At 31.6% G+C, this 22289-nt stretch carries 23 protein-coding genes; 18 read left to right on the top strand and 5 right to left on the bottom strand.

Features of this window, described 5'->3' with window-relative positions:
- Window positions 1–6 precede the first annotated feature (6 nt).
- Window positions 7–2607 carry an ATP-dependent chaperone ClpB gene (clpB, locus tag D1815_RS03295; RefSeq protein ID WP_118385896.1) on the top strand — a complete coding sequence of 867 codons (2601 nt, stop codon included), beginning with the start codon at window positions 7–9 and terminating at the stop codon, window positions 2605–2607.
- Window positions 2608–2818: 211 nt separating this feature from the next.
- A complete protein-coding gene (locus D1815_RS03290) occupies window positions 2819–3469 on the top strand; it encodes a hypothetical protein (RefSeq protein ID WP_027393619.1) in 651 nt (216 codons plus the stop codon).
- Between the two features lie 7 nt (window positions 3470–3476).
- Here the strand turns inward: D1815_RS03290 and D1815_RS03285 are convergent, their stop codons facing one another.
- Window positions 3477–5444 (bottom strand): endonuclease, encoded by a 1968-nt coding sequence (locus D1815_RS03285; RefSeq protein WP_118385895.1) that lies wholly within the window; start codon window positions 5442–5444, stop codon window positions 3477–3479.
- A 174-nt stretch (window positions 5445–5618) separates the two neighbouring features.
- On the opposite strand from D1815_RS03285, the gene D1815_RS03280 reads away from it, so the two are divergent.
- The 6 genes from D1815_RS03280 (at window position 5619) to D1815_RS03260 (ending at window position 10210) form a co-directional block, all read left to right on the top strand.
- Entirely contained in the window at window positions 5619–6215 is a 597-nt protein-coding gene (locus D1815_RS03280) for a TetR/AcrR family transcriptional regulator (RefSeq protein ID WP_027393617.1), read from the top strand.
- Between the two features lie 50 nt (window positions 6216–6265).
- The gene (locus tag D1815_RS03275; protein ID WP_027393616.1) at window positions 6266–6751 is read left to right on the top strand and encodes a thioesterase family protein; all 486 of its coding nucleotides are present in this window, start codon (window positions 6266–6268) and stop codon (window positions 6749–6751) included.
- Between the two features lie 55 nt (window positions 6752–6806).
- Window positions 6807–6932, top strand: coding sequence for a hypothetical protein (locus D1815_RS23995; protein WP_255411842.1), 126 nt, complete (start codon window positions 6807–6809; stop codon window positions 6930–6932).
- Between the two features lie 300 nt (window positions 6933–7232).
- The gene (locus D1815_RS03270; RefSeq protein ID WP_118385894.1) at window positions 7233–8486 is read left to right on the top strand and encodes a cellulase family glycosylhydrolase; all 1254 of its coding nucleotides are present in this window, start codon (window positions 7233–7235) and stop codon (window positions 8484–8486) included.
- 75 nt (window positions 8487–8561) lie between these two features.
- Window positions 8562–9689: an esterase-like activity of phytase family protein gene (locus D1815_RS03265; RefSeq protein ID WP_118385893.1), complete on the top strand. Its 1128-nt coding sequence runs from the start codon at window positions 8562–8564 to the stop codon at window positions 9687–9689.
- A gap of 2 nt (window positions 9690–9691) precedes the next feature.
- Window positions 9692–10210, top strand: a complete 519-nt coding sequence (locus tag D1815_RS03260; RefSeq protein WP_118385892.1) for a histidine phosphatase family protein — start codon at window positions 9692–9694, stop codon at window positions 10208–10210.
- Here D1815_RS03260 and D1815_RS03255 read toward each other — a convergent pair.
- A complete protein-coding gene (locus tag D1815_RS03255; protein ID WP_118385891.1) occupies window positions 10207–10959 on the bottom strand; it encodes a DUF6503 family protein in 753 nt (250 codons plus the stop codon). The two genes, D1815_RS03260 and D1815_RS03255, sit on opposite strands and share 4 nt — an antisense overlap.
- Before the next feature lie 229 nt (window positions 10960–11188).
- Between D1815_RS03255 and D1815_RS03250 the strand changes: the two genes are divergently transcribed.
- Together D1815_RS03250 and smpB are read left to right on the top strand one after the other, a co-directional pair.
- A complete protein-coding gene (locus D1815_RS03250; protein WP_027393612.1) occupies window positions 11189–11545 on the top strand; it encodes a DUF3887 domain-containing protein in 357 nt (118 codons plus the stop codon).
- Window positions 11546–11637: 92 nt separating this feature from the next.
- Window positions 11638–12099, top strand: a complete 462-nt coding sequence (gene smpB, locus D1815_RS03245; RefSeq protein ID WP_118385890.1) for an SsrA-binding protein SmpB — start codon at window positions 11638–11640, stop codon at window positions 12097–12099.
- Window positions 12100–12231: 132 nt separating this feature from the next.
- On the opposite strand, the gene D1815_RS03240 is transcribed toward smpB, so the two are convergent.
- From D1815_RS03240 to D1815_RS03230, 3 genes are all read right to left on the bottom strand, one after another.
- A complete protein-coding gene (locus D1815_RS03240; RefSeq protein WP_118385889.1) occupies window positions 12232–12705 on the bottom strand; it encodes a hypothetical protein in 474 nt (157 codons plus the stop codon).
- A gap of 9 nt (window positions 12706–12714) precedes the next feature.
- Entirely contained in the window at window positions 12715–13362 is a 648-nt protein-coding gene (locus D1815_RS03235) for a protein-L-isoaspartate(D-aspartate) O-methyltransferase (RefSeq protein ID WP_027393609.1), read from the bottom strand.
- A gap of 88 nt (window positions 13363–13450) precedes the next feature.
- Window positions 13451–14221, bottom strand: coding sequence for a TlpA disulfide reductase family protein (locus D1815_RS03230; protein WP_118385888.1), 771 nt, complete (start codon window positions 14219–14221; stop codon window positions 13451–13453).
- Window positions 14222–14418: 197 nt separating this feature from the next.
- On the opposite strand from D1815_RS03230, the gene D1815_RS03225 reads away from it, so the two are divergent.
- From D1815_RS03225 to miaA, 8 genes are all read left to right on the top strand, one after another.
- Window positions 14419–15393: a Gfo/Idh/MocA family protein gene (locus D1815_RS03225; protein ID WP_027393608.1), complete on the top strand. Its 975-nt coding sequence runs from the start codon at window positions 14419–14421 to the stop codon at window positions 15391–15393.
- 55 nt (window positions 15394–15448) lie between these two features.
- Window positions 15449–16336: a 3-hydroxybutyryl-CoA dehydrogenase gene (locus tag D1815_RS03220; RefSeq protein ID WP_108805349.1), complete on the top strand. Its 888-nt coding sequence runs from the start codon at window positions 15449–15451 to the stop codon at window positions 16334–16336.
- Between the two features lie 27 nt (window positions 16337–16363).
- Window positions 16364–16990 (top strand): M23 family metallopeptidase, encoded by a 627-nt coding sequence (locus D1815_RS03215; protein ID WP_118385887.1) that lies wholly within the window; start codon window positions 16364–16366, stop codon window positions 16988–16990.
- Entirely contained in the window at window positions 16990–18228 is a 1239-nt protein-coding gene (locus D1815_RS03210; protein ID WP_118385886.1) for a DUF1015 domain-containing protein, read from the top strand. The genes D1815_RS03215 and D1815_RS03210 overlap by 1 nt, the downstream gene beginning before the upstream one ends.
- A gap of 75 nt (window positions 18229–18303) precedes the next feature.
- Window positions 18304–18969 carry a YggS family pyridoxal phosphate-dependent enzyme gene (locus D1815_RS03205; protein WP_118385885.1) on the top strand — a complete coding sequence of 222 codons (666 nt, stop codon included), beginning with the start codon at window positions 18304–18306 and terminating at the stop codon, window positions 18967–18969.
- A gap of 61 nt (window positions 18970–19030) precedes the next feature.
- Window positions 19031–20419 (top strand): exonuclease domain-containing protein, encoded by a 1389-nt coding sequence (locus tag D1815_RS03200; protein WP_118389849.1) that lies wholly within the window; start codon window positions 19031–19033, stop codon window positions 20417–20419.
- A 97-nt stretch (window positions 20420–20516) separates the two neighbouring features.
- Window positions 20517–21353 (top strand): ion transporter, encoded by an 837-nt coding sequence (locus tag D1815_RS03195; RefSeq protein ID WP_118385884.1) that lies wholly within the window; start codon window positions 20517–20519, stop codon window positions 21351–21353.
- Entirely contained in the window at window positions 21346–22263 is a 918-nt protein-coding gene (gene miaA / locus D1815_RS03190) for a tRNA (adenosine(37)-N6)-dimethylallyltransferase MiaA (protein WP_027393601.1), read from the top strand. The genes D1815_RS03195 and miaA overlap by 8 nt, the downstream gene beginning before the upstream one ends.
- Window positions 22264–22289 lie beyond the last annotated feature (26 nt).

Here is a 22289-nt window from a genome sequence, read left to right as displayed (position 1 = left end):
TTACTCATGAATTTTAATAATTTCACTATAAAATCACAAGAGGCTATCCAGCAAGCTCAGCAGCTTGCTCAAGGTTATGGCCATCAACAAATCGAGAACGAACACATTTTTAAAGGCATATTTAATGTAGATGAAAATGTACTCCCTTTTCTTTTGAAAAAATTGAATGTAAATATCAATATATTACAACAAGTATTAGATAGTACATTAGAAAGCTTTCCTAAAGTAAGTGGCGGAGATATCCAATTATCACGTGAGGCTGGAAAATCTTTAAATGAAGCCAACATTATTGCTAAATCCATGGAAGATGAATATGTATCCATTGAACATTTAGTAATTGCCATTTTTAAATCTAAAAGCAAAATTGGTCAAATTTTAAAGGATCAAGGTGTTACCGAAAAACATTTAAAAGAAGCCATAAATGAAATCAGAAAAGGAGAACGCGTAACTTCGCAAAGCGCTGAAGAAACATATCAGTCTTTAAGTAAATATGCTAAAAACCTTAATGAATTAGCGGAGAATGGTAAATTAGATCCGGTAATTGGAAGAGATGAAGAAATTCGTAGAATTCTGCAAATTTTATCTAGACGAACAAAAAACAACCCCATGCTGGTTGGAGAACCTGGTACGGGTAAAACAGCTATTGCAGAAGGACTAGCACATCGTATTATTGCAGGTGATATTCCAGAAAACCTAAAGGAAAAACAGATTTATTCATTAGATATGGGTGCCTTAATTGCTGGCGCAAAATTTAAAGGAGAGTTTGAAGAACGATTAAAAGCAGTCGTAAAAGAAGTAACTTCTAGTGATGGAAATATCGTATTATTTATTGATGAAATACATACTTTAGTTGGCGCCGGAGGTGGACAAGGAGCAATGGATGCTGCTAATATTTTAAAACCAGCTTTAGCACGCGGAGAATTAAGAGCTATCGGAGCAACCACATTGGATGAATACCAAAAGTACTTCGAAAAAGATAAAGCCTTAGAACGAAGATTCCAAAAAGTAGTTGTCGATGAACCAGATACCGAAAGTGCTATTTCTATCCTTAGAGGAATTAAAGAAAAATACGAAACACATCATAAAGTAAGAATCAAAGACGAAGCAATAATTGCAGCAGTAGAATTATCTCAAAGATATATCACCAACAGATTTTTGCCAGACAAAGCAATTGATCTTATGGATGAAGCTGCCTCTAAACTAAGAATGGAAATTAATTCCAAACCAGAAGAGTTAGATGTATTAGATCGTAAGATTATGCAATTAGAGATTGAGATAGAAGCTATCAAACGTGAAAATGATGAATCAAAATTAAAATCTCTCAACGCTGATCTTGCAAATTTTAAAGAAGAAAGGAATGAAATTTTTTCTAAATGGCAAAGCGAAAAAGAAGTTGTAGATGCTATTCAGAATACTAAAACAAACATAGAAGAATATAAGTTAGAAGCAGAAAGAGCCGAACGAAACGGAGACTATGGACAAGTCGCCGAACTACGTTACGGAAAAATTAAAGATGCTCAGGAAAATTTAGAAATATTACAAGAACAACTAAGTCAACAGCAGAGTAAATCTTCTTTAATCAAAGAAGAGGTTACCAATGATGATATTGCAGAAGTAGTTGCTAAATGGACTGGAATTCCAGTAACTAGAATGTTACAGAGTGATCGTGAAAAGCTTTTAGTTTTAGAAAAAGAATTACAAAAACGAGTTGTAGGACAAATAGAAGCTATACAAGCAGTAAGTGATTCTGTAAGAAGAAGTCGTGCAGGACTTCAAGATCAAAAAAAACCTATTGGATCTTTCTTATTTCTAGGAACAACAGGAGTTGGTAAAACTGAACTAGCAAAAGCACTAGCTGATTATCTTTTTAATGATGAAAGTGCAATGACTAGAATTGATATGAGTGAATATCAAGAACGTCATTCCGTAAGCAGATTAGTGGGTGCTCCTCCAGGATATGTTGGATATGATGAAGGTGGGCAACTAACCGAAGCAGTAAGAAGAAAACCTTATTCTGTAATATTATTAGATGAAATCGAGAAAGCACATCCGGATACTTTTAATATATTATTACAAGTTTTAGACGAAGGCCGATTAACCGATAATAAAGGTAGAACAGCTGATTTTAGAAATACTATCATAATTATGACTAGTAATATGGGGAGCCATATCATTCAACAAAAATTTGAAGCTGTAAAAGATGTCGATATCGCTATGGAAAGTGCTAAAGTAGAGGTCTTAGGATTATTAAAGCAATCAGTACGTCCAGAATTCTTAAATAGAATTGATGATATTATCATGTTTACGCCATTAAATGAGACACACATAAAAGAAATTGTAAAATTACAATTAAGAAATGTATCTCAGATGTTAAAGGAACAAAACATAACTCTTGATGCAACTGATGAAGCTATTAATTTTCTATCTGTAAAAGGTTTTCAACCAGAGTTTGGTGCTCGACCAGTAAAACGTACTATACAAAAAGAAGTGTTGAATTCATTATCCAAAGAAATTCTAGCCGGTAAAATATCCACAGAAAGTATTATACTTCTTGATGAGTTTGACAACAACTTAGTATTTAGAAATCAAACAGATCTTGTACTATAATTGATTGAAATGTTAATTAAATCATAAAGAAAAGAGCTTGTTTTCTGTTGAAAACTGGCTCTTTTCTCTTTTTTTTAAGAAAAAGAACAATAGCATAACCTATCACAGTGTCAATTTATTATGGTTTTACCGTAGTTATTAACAGATGTATTCTTACACGGTTGATAAGTATTTCTTACAAAAAACAAACTTTTAAGTAAATTGCTCCCTAATGAAACCAACTTTTGTATTATACTTTTGTGTACTTTCTTTTACCCTATCGTTTGGTCAAGACCAAAAGCAAATTCTCGCTGATATAAAGAGTAAATATTCTCTTATTAGAGAACTTGTGGATAATAATACGCTTAGACAATATCATACAGATTATACCTGCGAAGAATCCTTAGAAAAAGGTGCCATTACTTTCTATTATAATAGTCGTGAATTAAAGCATATTATTCATCAATATACCCAGGGACACGTTTCTTATAAAGATGAATACTATATTTGGGATGATCAGTTATTCTTTGAATTCTCTATTCATAAAGTAAAATATAAAGATTATGAAAAGAATAGAAAAAAGAGAATAGAAAAAGTGGATGTTGTACTTACATTAGAAGAACGATTTTATTTCGATAATTTCGTTCCTATAAAATGCCAATTCAAGGATTTTGAAACTAGAAGTAATCGAATAAAAAATCCTAAAACCAACTACGTAAGAAATCAAACTACGGATTGTGATCAATCGAGTAGAATAATCGAAAAATATTACATCCTACTAGAATATCAAGATCTCGATATTGTGGACGCTTGTGCATTACCAAGAAGTATTTCGAAAATTGTGTCTGATGATATTATTTATAGCAGTTTAGGTAAGAATTAAGACTATATCACTTCACGATAATTCTTTTGATCACAGAAGTATTATTATAATTAAACTTCATTAAGTAAAACCCCGAAGATATATTTAAATTAACCTTTGTTGTTTCATTAAAAGATTGAGTAACTAACATATTACCTAAAGTATCATATATTTCTAAATCTCCTTGTTTCCCTTTGGCAGACACCATAATATAATCATTAGCTGGATTAGGATATAATAAGAACTCTGACACTTCATTTTCATCTATAGATAAGGTATTAGACCAAACTTCTCCTATATTGTTACCCCATATATATTCTACAAGATCTGGTTGATCGATAAATGGATTACGATTGAACTGCCAATTATAAATAACATTATTACGATTCATTTCAAAATCATCTGGAGGATCGTTTCTATGCCAATCTAACAAGGTAGTCAAATCCCCAAGTTCAGATATCGTACTATCCGTATCGTCCGGAAAACCATTAACAACTTGTAGCGCTTTATACCTAGTTACAAGGAAAAAAATACCTCGAGCTACATCACCTTTCCAACTACCTAGATTACCTGTTGGGCCATTGTATTCTCCATAATGCTGATTTCCTCTAGAACTATTCTCATTAGAATCTGTAGCTCTTAAACCATGTGCATCAGAATTAGCGTGACGTAATGAATCTGCATTTGTTGTAACAAAACCAGAAATACCATCCGCTATATCATCAAACTCTCTAAAATCTTGAAACTCACCTCTAGATCTAGGATACGTATGTTCTCGGTTCCAAGTTTCATTTATATCGGTTAATCCTGCAAAATCTAATTTAGGGCGTTGTTGTTCTGTATATAAAAGCCAAACTTGATTACTGTTTTCTGGACTTTGATCTGCGCTACCTAAAATTTCTACAATATCTGCGTACGAATGTGTTCTTACTGTAGTCGGATCAGCTATAATATCCTGAATAGCCTGAACCAAAGCCGCATCTGCTAAACCTTCTAAAGAATTATAATAATCTAATGGTGCCGTACTGGCTACAATACCAAATGTAGGATTTAAAGGTGTTCCCCAAGAAGCAACAGTGAAATCGTTATCTATAACTCGTAGTTCTTTATTATCATTCAGACGAATAAAACCTGATGGAATGGTACCAAAAGTAATTTTCATAACTTCATCTCCTTCATCATCCACATCATCAATCAGTTGAATTGTATTAGTCACTGTATTCGTTCCTGCAGCAATAGTTACGGAAGTATTACCTGAATAATCTGCCATGGTAAAGCTTTCATTAGTAATAGTAACATCAAAGGTAAGGTCACTCGTTACATTTGTTTCTGTCGTAAATACCATATCAACATTATCTCCTTCATTATATTGATCAAAAGAAGTAGTTATTGAAATACCATTAAATTGAGTACCACTTCCATCATTAAGTGCTCCTGGAGTAGGAGTTTTTACCTCGTATGTGCCATCATCCTTACGTTGGATGGATTCTGTAGTTTTATTATTATTCTCATCCTCATTGATTTGTTCCATAACCCCCAATAAAGTCATAAGGCCTGTATCATCAGCATCATCCGTGTCATGAATTAGTGCATCTAACAAATTAGTAGTCGTTGCAATAGTTCCTTCGGGAAAATCTGTATCATTTCCTATATAAATAGCTACTGCATCTGCCCCATTCTGTATAATATTCTCTGATAACAAAACATCAGGTACCGGAGAAACTTCAGGGCCACCAATTAAAAAAATCCCGTTAGCATCTGTGGTATATCCATCAAGATCCAATGTAAAATAACTTGCATCCCCTCCACTTGTTGAACCATTAAATAAAACAACAACAAACCCATTTAAAGAAAAATTTGGAGCATCGGATTTCAATTCTATAAATTCTTGAGTATCTGTACTAGGTGTATCAGCATCTAGCTCGTTAATTACAACCTGAGCAAAAGAAAGTTGTACGAAAAGCAGTATAACAAAGAAAGCATAAAGATTTTTCATAATCGTAAAAATTAGCATAGCAATATAGGCATAATACTTAGTGTACTAAGTTATCTTTATATTAAAAATTTGATTCTCTAGAAACAATAAAACTAAAATGTAATGTTAAAAGAAAGTTTTAAAATATACCAAATGGTATATTTTAAGTATATTTGACATATTAAACTTCTTTACATGCTTACCAAAGCCGAAAAAACTTCAGAATTTATAGTTCAAACGGTTGCCCCTATTTTTAACAAAAATGGATATGCGGCCACTAGTTTGAGTGATATTACTAAAGCAACTGGTTTAACCAAAGGTGCCATTTACGGAAATTTTAAAAATAAAGAAGAATTAGCTATTGCAGCATTTACGATGACCGTCAAAAACATGCTAAGACGTATAACTGATCATCAGACACTTAGTAATTCCCCTATTGAAAAGCTATTTCTTATTACAGATTTCTACAGAAACTATTATAATTATAGTCAAGAATTAGGAGGATGCCCTGTACTTAATATGGGAGTGGACGCAAAACATCAAAATAGTCCTCTCTTTAAATATGTGCAGTACACAATAGATAAAATTCAAAATAATCTTGCACTACTCATTGACCAAGGAAAACAATCAAAAGAAATTAAATTTGATATAAATTCTATAATCTATTCAAAAAGATTATATACCATGATAATTGGAGCGATATTTATGACACATACCATGGAAGATAATAGTTATTTATTACAAACTATGGACCAAATAGACACTATGATTCTTAATGAATTGAAACTATAAACATTTTTTTTAAATCAAAATATACCAATTGGTATAAAATTAAAAACATTATGACAACATTACCAAAAACCTTAGAAAGTAAAGCAAAAATCAGATTTCAGCATTGCGATCCATTCAACCATCTTAATAATGCAGAATATATTAACTATATGATTAATGCTAGAGAAGACCAAATAATTAACTATTACGATTTAGATCTTTTTAAAATGGCACAAACCCAAGGTGTAAGTTGGGTTGTAGGGAGTAATCAAATCGCATATTTACGCCCCGCATTGTTGATGGAAGATGTTATCATTAACTCTCAACTTATATCATTCTCAGAAAATGAATTACATGTTGAAATACGCATGTGGAATCATAACAAAACTGAACTAAAAGCCGTTATGTGGAGTTCTTTTGTGCATTTTAATTTATTAAAACAAAAGCGTTGGAATCACACTCCAGAGCTGATGGAATTGTTTAATTCTGTATTAAATCCATTAGAGGCTAATACCTTTAATCAAAGAATTTTAGAACTAAAACCACAAAAAGTGTAACATATAGTTAGTTAAGGAGTCTTATATATACATCAATCAACAAAATCTAACCATTATGAAGACTTCCGATGATCTTGGCTCCTCTCACAAGAAGAGAAGTTCATATTTTTTTATTGCATTTTTTGTAATTGCAATATTTTCTATGGCAATAGTAGCGTGGAAATTAGGAGTATTTGAATAACTTTCTAATAATTTAGAAAGTTATTCAAATACTCCTAATATATAATATTAATCAAAAAAAGTAAAGAAATTAAAAATGGCTCTGTTATCATAACAGAGCCATTTTTAATTCTCTTTTATTACATCCCTAAAATAGAAGAAAATTCTCTCCTGCAGGTCTTACATTTAATTTTTAATCCTAATAACTTATTATTTCATCGAAAAGCTAATATTCGCTATACTAAATAATAGTTTCTATCGTTTCGCTAAAATCTGGTTAACCAGCAACAATTAAATATATTCAACTCCTCAAAAACAAATTATGAAACTTAACTTTACACGTCAAAAACAATTATCTACTCTAATTCTCTTTTTAATTTTTAATTCTTTTAGCTATGCTCAAACAGTAGTCGAAAGATATGGTAGGCTGCAAGTTAATGGAAGCCACGTTACTGCAGAAAATGGAGAAAAAATCAGTCTAGCCGGTATGAGTCTATTCTGGAGTAATGCTGGTGATGGTGGCGATTTTTATAATAGTCAAACAATAAACCATTTAGCCGATGATTGGAAAAACCCCATCATTAGAGCAGCTCTTGGTGTTAAAGAAGATTGGGATGGAGGTACTGGTTATATAGATAATACTGCAGCCCAAAAAGCTAAAATTAGAACTGTTATAGATGCTGCTATTGCTAAAGGGGTTTATGTAATCATTGATTGGCATACACACGCTGCGGAAGTGTATAAAGATGAAGCTGTAGCATTTTTTACAGAAATGGCAGAATTATACGGGAATAATGATCACGTTATCTATGAGATTTATAACGAACCTATAAATCAATCTTGGAATGATGTTAAAAATTATGCTAATGATGTAATTGCCGGAATACGCTCTAAAGATCCAGATAACTTAATTATCGTTGGAAGCCCAACTTGGTCGCAGGATGTAGATCAGGCTGCTGCCAACCCTATAACTGGGGATCCTAACCTAGCTTATACTTTACATTTTTACGCTAATACTCATAAACAGTTTTTAAGAGATCGAGCATTAGCTGCAATGAACAGTGGGATTGCACTATTTGTAACAGAATGGGGTACTACCGATGCTAGTGGAAATGGTGGATACAATCCACAAGAGTCCCAGGTCTGGTTAGACTTTATGATTGAAAACCACATAAGTTATGTCAATTGGACAGTTTCTCATAAACCAGAAGATTCTTGCGTTGTAAGTCCTAATATGGGAGTACAAGGATTGATAAATGGAAACCTAACAACATCGGGTATTTTTATTCGAAATCATTTACTAGCACGAGCAGCAACCTTAAGTGTTGATGATTTTACTATTAACAATGAAAAACTATCACTGGATCAAAATCCAGTAAACGAAATTCTCTCTATTAATTCCAATACCGTAATAGATGATCTAACCATTTATGATATGAACGGAAGATCTGTTTTTCATAAGGATACAAATGAGAACAATCCTCAAGTTAATATTAATACTCTAAATTCAGGTAATTACATTTTAAAAGTAAGTTCTAATAGCAATACGACTACCACAAAATTTGTTAAACACTAGTTTTATTAAATAACTTATAAAAATTTTACTTGTAAAGCCTCTAAGAACTATCTTAGGGGCTTTACTAATTTTATAATGAATACTTTTATTTTGCGCTTTATTTTCATAGTTCTAATTACAAAAATTCTAGTTTCTTGTGCTAGTATACCCAACAACACAGTTAGTAACTCTCTAAAAATAAAATATCTGGATGAACACGTAATCTATAATGATTCTATTTTTGAAGGAAGTAAAATTGGAGGGCTTTCTGCTATAGAATATCATAAAGAAGAAGACACCTACTACCTTGTCTGTGATGACGCAAAAAATCCAAGATTTTACAAAGCCAAAATTTCTCTTGATAATAGTATTATTAATAGGATTGATATAAGTCGACTAATCAAAATAAAAGATCAAGAAAATCAATTTCTGGAGAACAATGTAGCTGACTTAGAAGCTATCAGGATATATGATAAAAATAAATTTATATTAAGTAGCGAGGGATCTATAAAAAACAAATATGATCCTACCATTTTTATAACAGATATTGATGGGAATTACAAAAGTAAATTGCAACTTCCCTCCTATTTTTTAACAGGTGATAATTCTAGAAATCAACCAAGACATAATGGAGTTTTTGAAGGACTTGTCAATGATATAAATAACAAAGGATATTGGGCCGCAATGGAACTTCCGTTAGAACTTGATGGCGATGAACCAACTTTTGATAAATCTGGAGCTCCCGTAAGAATTACTCATTTTAATGTAAAAACAAAAACAGCTGACTTTCAATTCACTTATCCACTAGATAAACTAGCGAAAGATCCTAAAGGAAAATTCGGTGTAAATGGAGTTACAGGCTTATTACAACTTAATAAATCTCAATTTATAATTATAGAACGAGGGTACGCCGCAGGTTATGGTACACAAGGTAACACGGTAAGAATATATTTAGCAAATATAAAAGACGCTACTAATACCGTGGCGTTTGAATTTTTAAAGAATAAAAAATATCAATTAGCAACTAAACAACTACTTTTTGATTTCGAAACTATTAGAAATCAACTAACAAATCAGATTGTTGATAATATAGAAGGTATTACTTTTGGCCCTATATTAGCAAATGGAAATCAATCGTTATTGTTAATTTCAGACAATAATTTTAATCCAACTTCGGAACAGATCAATCAATTGATATTACTTGAAGTACTGAAAAACAAATAATCATGAAAACTAAATACATCTCTACAGCTATTTTATTACTAGGTATTGTTTTTTCGAGCTGTGCTCAAAAGAAATCTGAAAATGTTAGTACCACTACTTATATTTTGGTGAGACATTCCGAAAAAGATCTTAGTGATCCAACCAATAGAAACCCAAACTTAACTGAAGAAGGAAAAAAAAGATCTGAGAACCTTGTTAGTATACTAGCCGATTTTAAAATTGATAAAATATACAGTACGGACTATGCCAGAACCTTGCAAACTGCCAATCCTATATCAAAAGACCGAAATATTGAAGTGTCCATCTACGACCCTAGAAAACTGTATAATGATAAATTTCAAAAAGAAACACTAGGAAAGACATCCATAATCGTTGGCCATAGCAATTCAACTCCAACCTTTGTTAATAAAATTATGGGAGTTGAGAAATACAGCGCTATTGATGAAAAGAACTATAGTAAGCTTTTTATTATTAAAGTAACAGGGGATGTAATAACAGATACTGTTCTTAATATTAATTAACAACAATCATTGTCATCATAAACATAAATATCATCTAGTTCTATTTTAGATAACAGTTTTAATTTATCCTTATCAAACATGGAATCTAATTCTGATAAAGGTGTCGATAAATTGCCAGCCTTATAATTATTATAATCAACGAATCTAATTCCATTAACTACCCTAGCATTGTATGCTTCTCTAAAACGAATTCCTCCTCCATCTACTGCATATTTATATGCTAAATAATCAATTGTGAAATTTTCTTTATGAATCCAATACATGAATTCATCTTCATAGTCAGTACCTCCACCTTCTTGATCAAAAGTAACTTTAATTTTATAGTAAGCCGAGCCTTTTAACTTAGATTCGCCTACAAGTTTCTTATGAACAGCTGGGGCATTTAATCCATATGGTAAGTTTGCAAAATAATGCACCGAATTTACACCATCACTAATTTTAGTTACCATCGAATCCACAACTTTAACTTTACAACTTTCAATAGTCCTAGACAAACCTTTATTGCTTAGAATATCATGAGTCATACCATCATTGCTAAACAGTACTCTTTCTAGTTGATACTGTCCATTACTACGTGCGCTCCTGTATTCTTTTCCTCTAAAAGAAAACCTAATCATGACATTATCAAATTTTGCACCTCCTGCATTCTCTATAGCTTTATCCACAATTTGCTGGGCATTATATTGAATCGTAGGTGTTGTAAAAGAAAGTAAAAACAATATCCCGCATAAAAATGAAAATTTCTTCATAATTTTTTTATTAACTTAAAGACTAAAATAGTTGTTACACTATCAATAATTCCAATAATTTTGTTAAACTAAAGACATAATCGTACCATCTATATGTTCATAAATAGTAATGTCGTATTAGGCGAATTCTAAGCACAAAACTTTCATCGAATGCTTCAATTTTAAGTTTATTTTTTTTTAAATATTCAAAAAGATAATTATTTTGCAATCCCTAAATCTTATAAATACTATGAAATATATATTATTGCTTTTGGTTTGTATCGCTTCGCAGCCCTTATTAGCTCAAGATACTGCCACTTATGAGAAGACAACTAAAGCCTTCCAGGAAAATTTTAACGCGCAGAACATAGACGCAGTTTTCGACTTGTATTCTGCTGAAATGCAGGAAGAAATGACCAAAGAAGGTGTCACTCGTTTTATAAAAGGATGTCACTCACAATTTGGTAATTTAAATACGCTAACGTTTATTGAGTCTGCTGAAGGAATCAATAGTTATACAGCAGCTTTTGACAATATTAGTTTAGTGATGGAATTAAAATTAAATTCTGACGGTAAAATTGCTACCATACAATTTCAAGAACCTTAAAACTTTTTACTACAATATAAATAACAAAGCTTTCTTTAGGGAAAGCTTTTTGTATTTTTGTAGTCTTTGCAAACTTTTTGCACATATAGATTATGAATAAGAATAAAATCAATATACTTAATAGGAAAGCTAAATTCGAATACGAATTTTTAGACAAATATACAGCTGGAATTAAATTAGTAGGGACAGAAATAAAAGCTATTAGAGAAGGAAAAGCAGGTATTACAGAAAGCTTCTGTGAGTTTCATAATAATGGGGAACTCTTTGTTATCAATATGAATATTGAAGAATATTCTCACGCCACCTACTTTAACCATAATCCTAAAAGTGAACGAAAATTATTACTAAACAGGCAAGAATTAAAAAAGCTAGAGAAAGAAGTTAAAAATTCTGGTCTTACCATTATACCTACTAGATTATTTGTAAATGATAAAGGTTTAGCCAAATTAGACATCGCCCTTGCTAGAGGTAAAAAACTTTATGACAAGCGTGAAACTATTAAAGATCGAGACAATAAACGTGCTCTAGATCGCATTAAAAAGGATTATAAGTAATCTTTTTAGGTAACAACCTTATTCACTCATCATATCACCATATGCTCTCTGTTCCTCTAACTGCAATTTAAGGTTTTCAGGATCTTGATCTAAACGTTTTACTGCTTCAATATAACCTGGATGATCGCTATACTATAAACTTAAGAAAGCATAAGAAGGTAACGATAAAAACAAATACCCTAGAAGAAGAAAAACGATAACTCTAGGTAATAACCTTTGATAAAAAGGTCTTTTTTCCTTTATAATTTTAATAAACCCTATTATAAAAATAACGTTCAGTAAGTTAACTCCAATAATCAGCATTTCTTTACCAAATGGCCAACGAAACATTTTAAATAACAATCCTATTAATAAAATAGAAATTGAAACTCCAGTTAATATCGCTCCAATTATCCTCCAGATCGAAATACCTTGGTAAGATTCCTTTTTAAAAACTTTTCGAAAAGGTACTTCATTAAAAATAGCAAAACCGAAATAAAAATATAGACAAGAAAATCCTAATAAAGAAATAATTGTGATGGTACTCCCAAAAGGATAATCAAGCAAATAAATTAAAAAACCAATACTAATAGTAATAGGTAAAATATAGAGTTCTAATTTTCTCATTATCCTGTACTAATTCTTATCCTCTAACAAAGGTACAAAGCGAAACTCTCCAAATTCATGTTTTTCAAACTTGGTTTCACTTTTACGTATAAATAAAGTCATTACCTGTGGATCGTTACCAACAGGAATTACTAACCTACCTCCTATTTCTAATTGAGCCAATAATGGTTTAGGGACATAAGGAGCACCAGCTGTTACTATAATACCTTTATAAGGAGCAAACTGTTCCAAACCTTTATATCCATCTCCAAAAGATAAATGTTTAGGGCGATATCCTAGTTTTGGTAAAAACAGTTTCGTTTTTTTAAAAAGCTCTTGTTGTCTTTCTATACTATAAACTTTACAGCCCAATTCACACAAAACAGCAGTCTGATAACCAGACCCTGTACCTATTTCCAATACTTTATCACCTCGCTCGACTTCCAACAATTCTGACTGAAAAGCAACAGTATATGGTTGAGAAATAGTTTGGTCAGCCCCAATAGGAAATGCTTTATCCTGATAAGCGTGATCACCAAAACCTGAATCCATAAATAAATGCCTAGGTATCTTACGTATAGCAGTAAGAACAGATTCATCTTTAATTCCTTTGTCGATTAACACATCGACTAGCTGTTTTCTTTTTCCAGCGTGTTTTAATGTATCTTTAGATTTCATTAGGGTAGATTAACTCCTCAAAGTTACATAAACAAATGGTATCACAATAGATAAATTCTTTGATTATTTACGTATATAATGTTTCTTATTATTTTACCAAAGAAGCAATTTTATTTTCTAACTCAGGAACTGTATTTGGTCCGAAACCTGATTTCCTTAAAACAGTTTTTCCATTTTTGTCAATGACCATATTCGTAGGAAACGAACTTACATCATAACTGGAAATAATTTTCTTACTCTGTGGAATAATCTGATACAAGAAACTGTGTTTTTCTAAGAAAGATTCAATATCAGATTTTCGATCAAAGGAAAAAGCTAAGAAAACTACATCTTGATTATTTTTATACTTTTCGACGATTTTATTCAAACCTGGCATTTCGTAGACACAGGGTTTACATCGTATAAACCAAAAATTCATAACTACCACTTTACCTTTAAGATCGGATAAAACATATGATTCATTATCCATATCTACTGCAGAAAAATCAATAAACTTTTTACTCAGATTCTTCTTTTTCTTAGCTTTTAGAATCCTAATACTCTTAAACTTAGCGCCAGCTGAAGGAGTTTTGTCGGACATTTTTTTAATCATGATCGCAACAACCTCATTATTTTTATCTGTATAAAACTGTGGAAAATAATTATTAGATGCTAAAAATGAATCGGCTTGCTTCATATTTATGAGATTTCCCTGCAAATCATAAAAAGATACATCTTCTATATCTTTCTTAAAATCAATTCCATTTTGAAGATCTTTTTCCCCTACCTCTATTAAATTACTCAATGCATCCTGACCTATTACATGTAAGCAAAAAATCATTGAGAATAAAAAGAAGCATAATACATTTCTATTTTTCATCTCTTTTTTTTAAATAATAACATAATTTTTAATCTTTTCAAAATTTAAATTCATTGATCCTTTTATAGTTTACGATATTTCAAAAAAAGAATACTCTAAATTCATTATCAAAATCTTAACAATTTAAAATTGCGATTTTCAAAATGGATCATCGCTTAATTTATAAATAATACTATTTTTGTGTAAAATCTTGAATTATGCTCAAAGCCGGAGTACTTGGCGCAGGACACCTTGGAAAAATTCATCTACGTCTCCTGAAACAATCTAAAAATTATGAACTGGTTGGTTTTTATGACGCCAGTGAAAAACAAGCAAAAGCTATTGCAGAAGAATTTGGTTATCAATTATTCAATTCTGTAGAAGAGTTGATAGCAGCTGTGGATGTTGTAGATATTGTAACACCAACTTTTGCTCATTTTGAAGTAGCCAAACAAGCCATACAAGCTGGAAAACATGTTTTTATAGAAAAACCAATTACCAATACGGTTGAAGAAGCTGAAAGACTAATTGAGCTTGCTAATATTCATAATGTAAAAGGTCAGGTTGGCCACGTAGAACGTTTTAACCCAGCATACACTTCCGTTTCTAAAAAGATTGATAATCCAATGTTTATCGAAGCACACAGATTGGCTGAGTTTAATCCAAGAGGAACTGATGTTCCTGTTGTTTTGGACTTAATGATTCATGATATCGATGCAATACTAAGTGTTGTGCATTCTGATGTAAAACATATCAGTGCCAGTGGAGTATCTGTAATAAGCGAAACTCCTGATATCGCAAATGCTCGTATCGAATTCGAAAATGGCTGTGTCGCTAACCTTACTGCAAGTCGCATATCTTTAAAAAACATGCGAAAAGCAAGATTTTTTCAGAAAGATGCCTACATCTCTGTTGATTTCTTCGAGAAAAAATGTGAAGTAGTAAAAATGAAAGATGCGCCAGAAAAACCTGGTGATTTTGATATGATCTTGCAAAATGCAGAAGGGATAAAAAAACAAATCTATTTTGATAATCCAGAAGTTCCTTCGAATAATGCAATATTAGATGAACTAGATACTTTTGCCGAAGCTATTAATAACGATACGACTCCTATTGTATCCTTGACTCAAGGTAAAAAAGCACTAGAAGTAGCATTACAGATTATTGGATGTTTTAAAGACGACCAACAATAAAAAGCATAAACAAACAAAAATACACCATAAAGGTGAATCACAACAACTATAATTCATGAAAAACGTAGCAGTAATTGGTGCTGGAACGATGGGTAATGGAATTGCCCATACTTTTGCACAAAAAGGTTTTAAAGTTCAATTAATTGATATTTCTCAGCAGTCATTAGATAAAGGATTGGCAACAATTACGAAAAATCTCGATAGAATGATTGCTAAAGAAAAAATTTCTGAAGCTGATAAAGAAGCTACTCTTGGTAATATTTCGACATATACTAGTATCAAAGAAGGTGTAGAATATGCTGGTCTTGTGGTAGAAGCAGCTACTGAAAATGTTGATTTAAAACTAAAAATTTTTAAAGACCTAAGTGAAGCATGTCCAGAAGACACAATCTTAGCTACAAATACTTCTTCTATATCTATTACTCAGATTGCAGCAGTTACAAAAAGACCAGATATGGTCATAGGGATGCATTTCATGAATCCTGTGCCAATCATGAAATTGGTAGAGATCATAAGAGGTTACAACACATCAGATGAAGTAACTAATACGATCATGGAAATGTCCAAAACGTTGGGCAAAGTTCCTGTAGAGGTTAATGATTATCCTGGTTTTGTTGCGAATAGAATTTTGATGCCTATGATCAATGAATCTATTGAGACTTTATATAATGGCGTTGCTGGAGTATCTGAGATCGATACAGTTATGAAATTAGGAATGGCTCACCCAATGGGACCTTTACAATTAGCTGATTTTATAGGATTAGACGTCTGCCTTTCTATTCTTAATGTAATGTATGATGGTTTTAAAAACCCAAAATATGCTCCTTGTCCATTGTTAGTTAATATGGTAATGGCAGGAAAACTTGGAGTAAAAAGTGGTGAAGGTTTCTATGATTACTCAGAAAGCAGAAAAGCAGAAAATGTAGCAAAGCAGTTTGTATAAATTGGAAGTAAAAGATATGATTGTTTTATGAAAAAATATCTTTCAATTACTTTAATCGTATTGCTATCACTATCGTGTAAAAAAAAACATATAGTAGTTTCTAAAGATACTTCATCTGTAAATAATCTAAAAACTAAGATTCAGGTTCAAAATAAATATGAGATATACGATTCATTATTCAAACAGCATGAAGAATTTATTTCCAAAGACTTTGATTTTCCTGTAGGTAAACCGAATGCTAGAGGATATTACAACGCTCAGAAGTTCACAGAAAATAATCATTTAGGTGACGATTGGAATGGTGTTGGTGGTGGTAATTCTGATCTTGGAGATGCCATCTTTTCTATAGGAAATGGATATATCTCTTTTGCTGATAATATTGGTGGAGGCTGGGGAAATGTAATACGTATTATTCATCAGTACAAAGGCAACTATTACGAATCTGTATATGCCCATTGTCAAACCCTCAAAGTAAAAAAAGGAGACCTTGTTAAAAAAGGAGGATTAATTGCAACTATTGGAAATGCTGATGGTATGTATTACGCGCATTTGCATCTGGAGATAAGAGATGATATCTTTATGGACATTGGTGGTGGATATTCTGAAGATACGAAAGGATATTTGGACCCTACTAAATTTATAAACAATAATTAATGGCAAAAATAAACCCGTTCAAGGCAGTTCGTCCTACAAGAGATAAGGTAAGTTTGATTGCATCGCGATCTTACCAAAGCTATACTCCAGAGGAAAGGGATTCTAGAATGGATTATAACCCTTACTCTTTTTTACACATTGTTAATCCCGGATATAAATATCATAAAGAAATCTCAGGAGAAGAACGATATAAGCTTGTTCGTAACAGGTATTTAGAATTTAAAGAAGATGAGATCTTTATGCAAGATGAAACTCCATGTTTCTATGTATATAAAATTGTGAATCGCGAGCAAGAATCCTTTTGCGGGATTATAGCCGCTGCTGGTGCCGAGGATTATGAAAATGACATCATCAAAAAGCATGAAGATACATTAACAGAAAGAGAAACTACGTTTAAGCAATATCTAAAAACCGTAGGATTTAATGCAGAGCCAGTACTCCTAACCTATCCGGACAACGATACCATTACAGAAATAATCGAAAAAGTCATTCTGGAAAGAGCAGAATACGAATTTACAACCACCTATCGTGACACACATTATTTATGGAAAGTAGAAGATAAAAAAAGTATTGAGCAAATTCAGTCGACTTTTGACAAAATGGAAACCATATATATTGCTGATGGACATCATAGGTCTGCTTCTTCATATTTACTTTCAAAAGATTTAGCATCAACTAACGATAAACATAATGGTGCTGAGCCTTATAACTTCTTTATGAGTTATTTAATACCTGAATCAGATCTAAGAATTTATGAGTTCAATAGATTAATTAAAGATCTTAATGGATTATCCAAAGAAGAGTTTTTAATTCGTTTAGACGAATGGTTTAGGATAGAAAATCGTGGTATTGAAGTATATAAACCATCGAAACCAAATCATTTTAGTATGTATTTAGATGGCGAATTCTATTCACTATACCTTAGAAAAACTATCTATGAATTTACAAATGCACTAGAGGAACTAGATGCACAGATTTTGTTTAAAACAGTATTAGCTCCTATACTTGGTATTCATGATCTTAGGACAGACACCAGAATAGAATACTCTCACGGAAAAAATGATATTGTATATGTAAAAAGTAAAATAGATCAAGGAGAATTCGAAGTAGGTTTTGGGTTATTTCCAGCCACTGTAAATCAAATGAAGAAAATAGCAGATCAAGGTTTAAAGATGCCTCCAAAAAGTACATATATTGAGCCAAAGCTAAGGAGTGGTATTACTATTTATGAATTCTAACCTGCTGTATAAAGTTATAACTAGATAGAGACTAATTGTTATTTAATTTTGTAATTTTAGGTATCTTTGTACCTTATGAATTCTATTGAGGAGAACCTAAAACACATCCAAAAAACACTTCCAGAAGGAGTTACTCTTGTTGCTGTATCTAAAACCAAACCAATATCTGACTTAATGGAGGCTTATGAAGCCGGCCAAAGAGTTTTTGGAGAAAATAAGATTCAGGAAATGACTCAGAAATGGGAAGAGTTACCAAAAGATATTTCTTGGCATATGATCGGTCATGTACAAACCAACAAAGTGAAATACATGGCACCTTATGTTGATACTATCCATGCTGTAGACAGCCTAAAACTTCTAAAAGAAATTAATAAGCAAGCTCTTAAAAACAATAGGAATATTAATTGTTTTTTACAGGTCAAAATAGCGAAAGAAGAAAGTAAATTTGGACTTAGCGAAGCAGATGTAATAACACTATTAAAATCAGATGATATTAAACCATTAACCAATGTTAACATAAAAGGATTAATGGGAATGGCAACTTTTACCGATAACAAAGAACAAATCATAAACGAATTCAAAAAAATTCAATCTCTCTTTAATGACCTTACGACCGACAATCCTACTTTTAAAACATTATCGATTGGTATGAGCGGAGATTATAGACTTGCCATCGACTGTGGTAGTACTATGGTTCGCATCGGAAGTTCTATTTTTGGAGCTAGAAATTATAGTCATTAAAAAATAGTACTTTAGATCAAAAATAAATGAATTTATAAAAACTACCCCACAGAAACCTATGATGTATGCGATTTTAGATATTGAAACTACCGGAGGAAAGTATAATGAAGAAGGAATTACGGAAATTGCAATCTACAAATTTGATGGTTATAAAGTTGTTGATCAATTCATTAGTCTAATCAATCCCGAAAGACCTATTCAACCATTTGTTGTAAATCTTACAGGGATTAATAACAAAATGCTTAGAAATGCTCCTAAATTTTATGAAGTAGCTAAACGAATAGTAGAAATAACAACTGACTGTATTATCGTAGCTCATAATGCATCTTTTGATTATCGTATTCTAAAAACAGAATTCAATAGACTTGGTTTTGATTTTGAACGTCAATCCTTGTGTACAGTAGAATTATCCCAAAAACTTATTCCGGATCAAAAATCTTATAGCCTAGGTAAACTAGTTCGTAGCTTAGGTATTGCCATTTCTGATAGGCATAGAGCTACTGGAGATGCACAAGCTACCGTAAAGCTTTTTAAATTACTATTATCAAAAGATCTAGAAAAAAACATTCTTAAAGAAACAGTAAAGTTAGAAACCAAAAGAAAGGTAGATGATAAACTACTTAAGCTTATAGAAATTGTCCCAGCTTCAACCGGAGTTTACTACATGCATCGAGAGGATGGTACTATTATTTATATAGGAAAAAGTAAAAATATCAAAAAACGAGTTACACAACATTTTACTAACGACAACAGAAAATCCAAAAACATTCAGGATGAAGTAAGTAATGTAACGTATGAAATTACAGGAAGTGAATTACTTGCTCTTTTAAAAGAAAATGAAGAAATAAAACTTAACCGCCCAAAATACAATCGAGCTTTAAAAAGAAATAAATTTGATCAGGCACTATATCAATTTACAGATGAAAAAGGATATAAAAATCTCGTGGTAAAAAAAGTAGATCGGAATAAAAAAAGCATTACCACTTTTACAAACAGACAACAAGCCAAATCATTTATGCATCGTTGGACCGAAGAATTTAAGTTGTGTCTTAAATTAATGGATCTGGACAGCAGTAAAGGGAATTGTTTTAACTATAGTATAGAGAAATGTAATGGTGCTTGTTTATTAGAAGAACCAGCTGATGATTATAATATTAGAGTTCAAGAACTTATAGCTCTCAATTCTTTTGAAGAGAAAAGTATGATGATTATTGATCGTGGTCGAGAGATTGATGAGCAAAGCGTAATTTTAATTGAAGAGGGTAAATTTATAGGAATCGGGTATTTTAATCTAAACCATCAGATTAATAATATCGATATATTAAGATCTATAATCACTCCTATGAACCATAATCGAGATGCTCAACACATTATACAGAGCTATGTAAGACAGCACAAAAGATTAAAAGTTGTATTATTAAATAAAAATAAAATAAATTCTGAGGAGTAACATTTCTTTCCTAAAGCCTAATAACATTCAAAAATCACACGACAACAACAATAAAAAACTAGTTATTTTTTTAGTACTTTAGTTAAAATTATCAATTTTGAATCAGAAAATACAAACCAGAAACTGGAAAGAAAAGTTACACGAAGTCATCTATGAGGCTGATACTCCACTGGGTAAAATATTTGATGTAATACTATTAATCCTAATACTATTAAGCATCATTTTTGTCATGATGGAAAGCGTTAAAGGCTTACCTGAAAAGACTTATGAATTTTTATATTATGCAGAATGGATCATTACGATTTTTTTTACATTCGAATATATCGCGAGAATAATTTCTATAAAAAAACCTTCCAAATATATATTTAGCTTTTATGGAATCATTGATTTTTTATCAACCATACCTCTATATTTATCATTTTTCATAGTTGGATCTAGCGCACTACTTACCGTAAGAGCATTAAGATTACTTCGTATATTCAGAATTCTCAAAGTCTCTAGATACATTGGAGAATCAAATAAATTGGCAAAAGCCATTAAAGATAGTAGAGCGAAAATCTTGGTGTTTTTATTTGCTGTTGTTGTTGTCTGTATCATTACAGGAACTTTGATGTACATCATAGAAGGAGAAGAAAGTGGTTTTAAAAGCATACCGATTAGTGTTTACTGGTGTATTGTAACACTAACAACGGTTGGCTATGGAGATATAGCTCCTGTTACACCCGTTGGTCAACTTCTTGCTGCGCTTATTATGATTATGGGATACGGAATTATTGCGGTGCCTACCGGTATTGTTAGTGCAGAATATTCTGCAAGTCAAAAAGCAGCTATTGTTAATATAAACTCTCAAGTTTGTTCAAATTGTAACACTAGCAAACATCAAGATGGAGCTAAATTCTGTCATAACTGCGGACATACTTTATTCAATGACTAATACCCTGATTGTAGTTGTAGGTCCTACTGCCATAGGAAAAACTAGCTTAAGCATTAAACTAGCTCAAAATCTTGATTGCGAAATTGTTTCTGCAGATAGTAGACAGTTTTATAAAGAAATGTGTATTGGTACAGCAGTTCCTAGTTCCGAAGAACTGCAACAAGCAAAGCATCATTTTATACAACATAAAAGTATACACGAAAATTACTCTGTTGGAGATTTTGAGAAAGAAGCTTTAGAAAAATTAACGGAACTCTTCAAAGAAAATAAATATGCCATTTTAGTAGGAGGTTCTGGATTGTATGTAGATGCAGTTACTAAGGGGCTAGATAGTTTTCCTAAAGTATCGGGAGCTATTAGAGAAGCTTTAAAGGAACAATATCATAAAGAAGGAATCGAAAGTTTACAACAAAAACTAAAGCAGCTAGATCCTTTCTATTATGAAAAGGTTGATATCCATAATACACATCGTGTAATGAGAGCGTTAGAAATTTGTATTAGTAGTGGAAAACCTTATTCTTCTTTCATCACCAAAACACCAAAAAAACGATCTTTTAATATTATTAAAATTGGTATTACTGCAGAAAGGCAAATCATATACAACAGAATAAATGAAAGAGTTGATATAATGATTAATGAAGGTCTACTAGAAGAAGTAAAAAGTTTGTATCCCGATAAATCCTTAAATGCACTAAATACAGTGGGCTATAAAGAAATATTTGAATATATGAATGGTAAATCTGATTTAGATTTTGCTATTTCTGAAATCAAAAAAAATACCAGACGTTTTGCTAAGAGGCAACTTACCTGGTTTAAAAAAGATGAGAAAATAGTATGGTTTGATTATCTATATAATCTTGATAACATATTATCATATATCAAAAAAGTCGCTACTGAGCTTGGCTTGTAGCGACTTTTAATATATTATTACCGTTA

This window comes from Aquimarina sp. AD1 (assembly GCF_003443695.1).
GTDB lineage: Bacteria > Bacteroidota > Bacteroidia > Flavobacteriales > Flavobacteriaceae > Aquimarina > Aquimarina latercula.
Note: the sequence above shows the minus strand (reverse complement) of the source record. Positions and strands in the feature narration are given on the sequence as shown.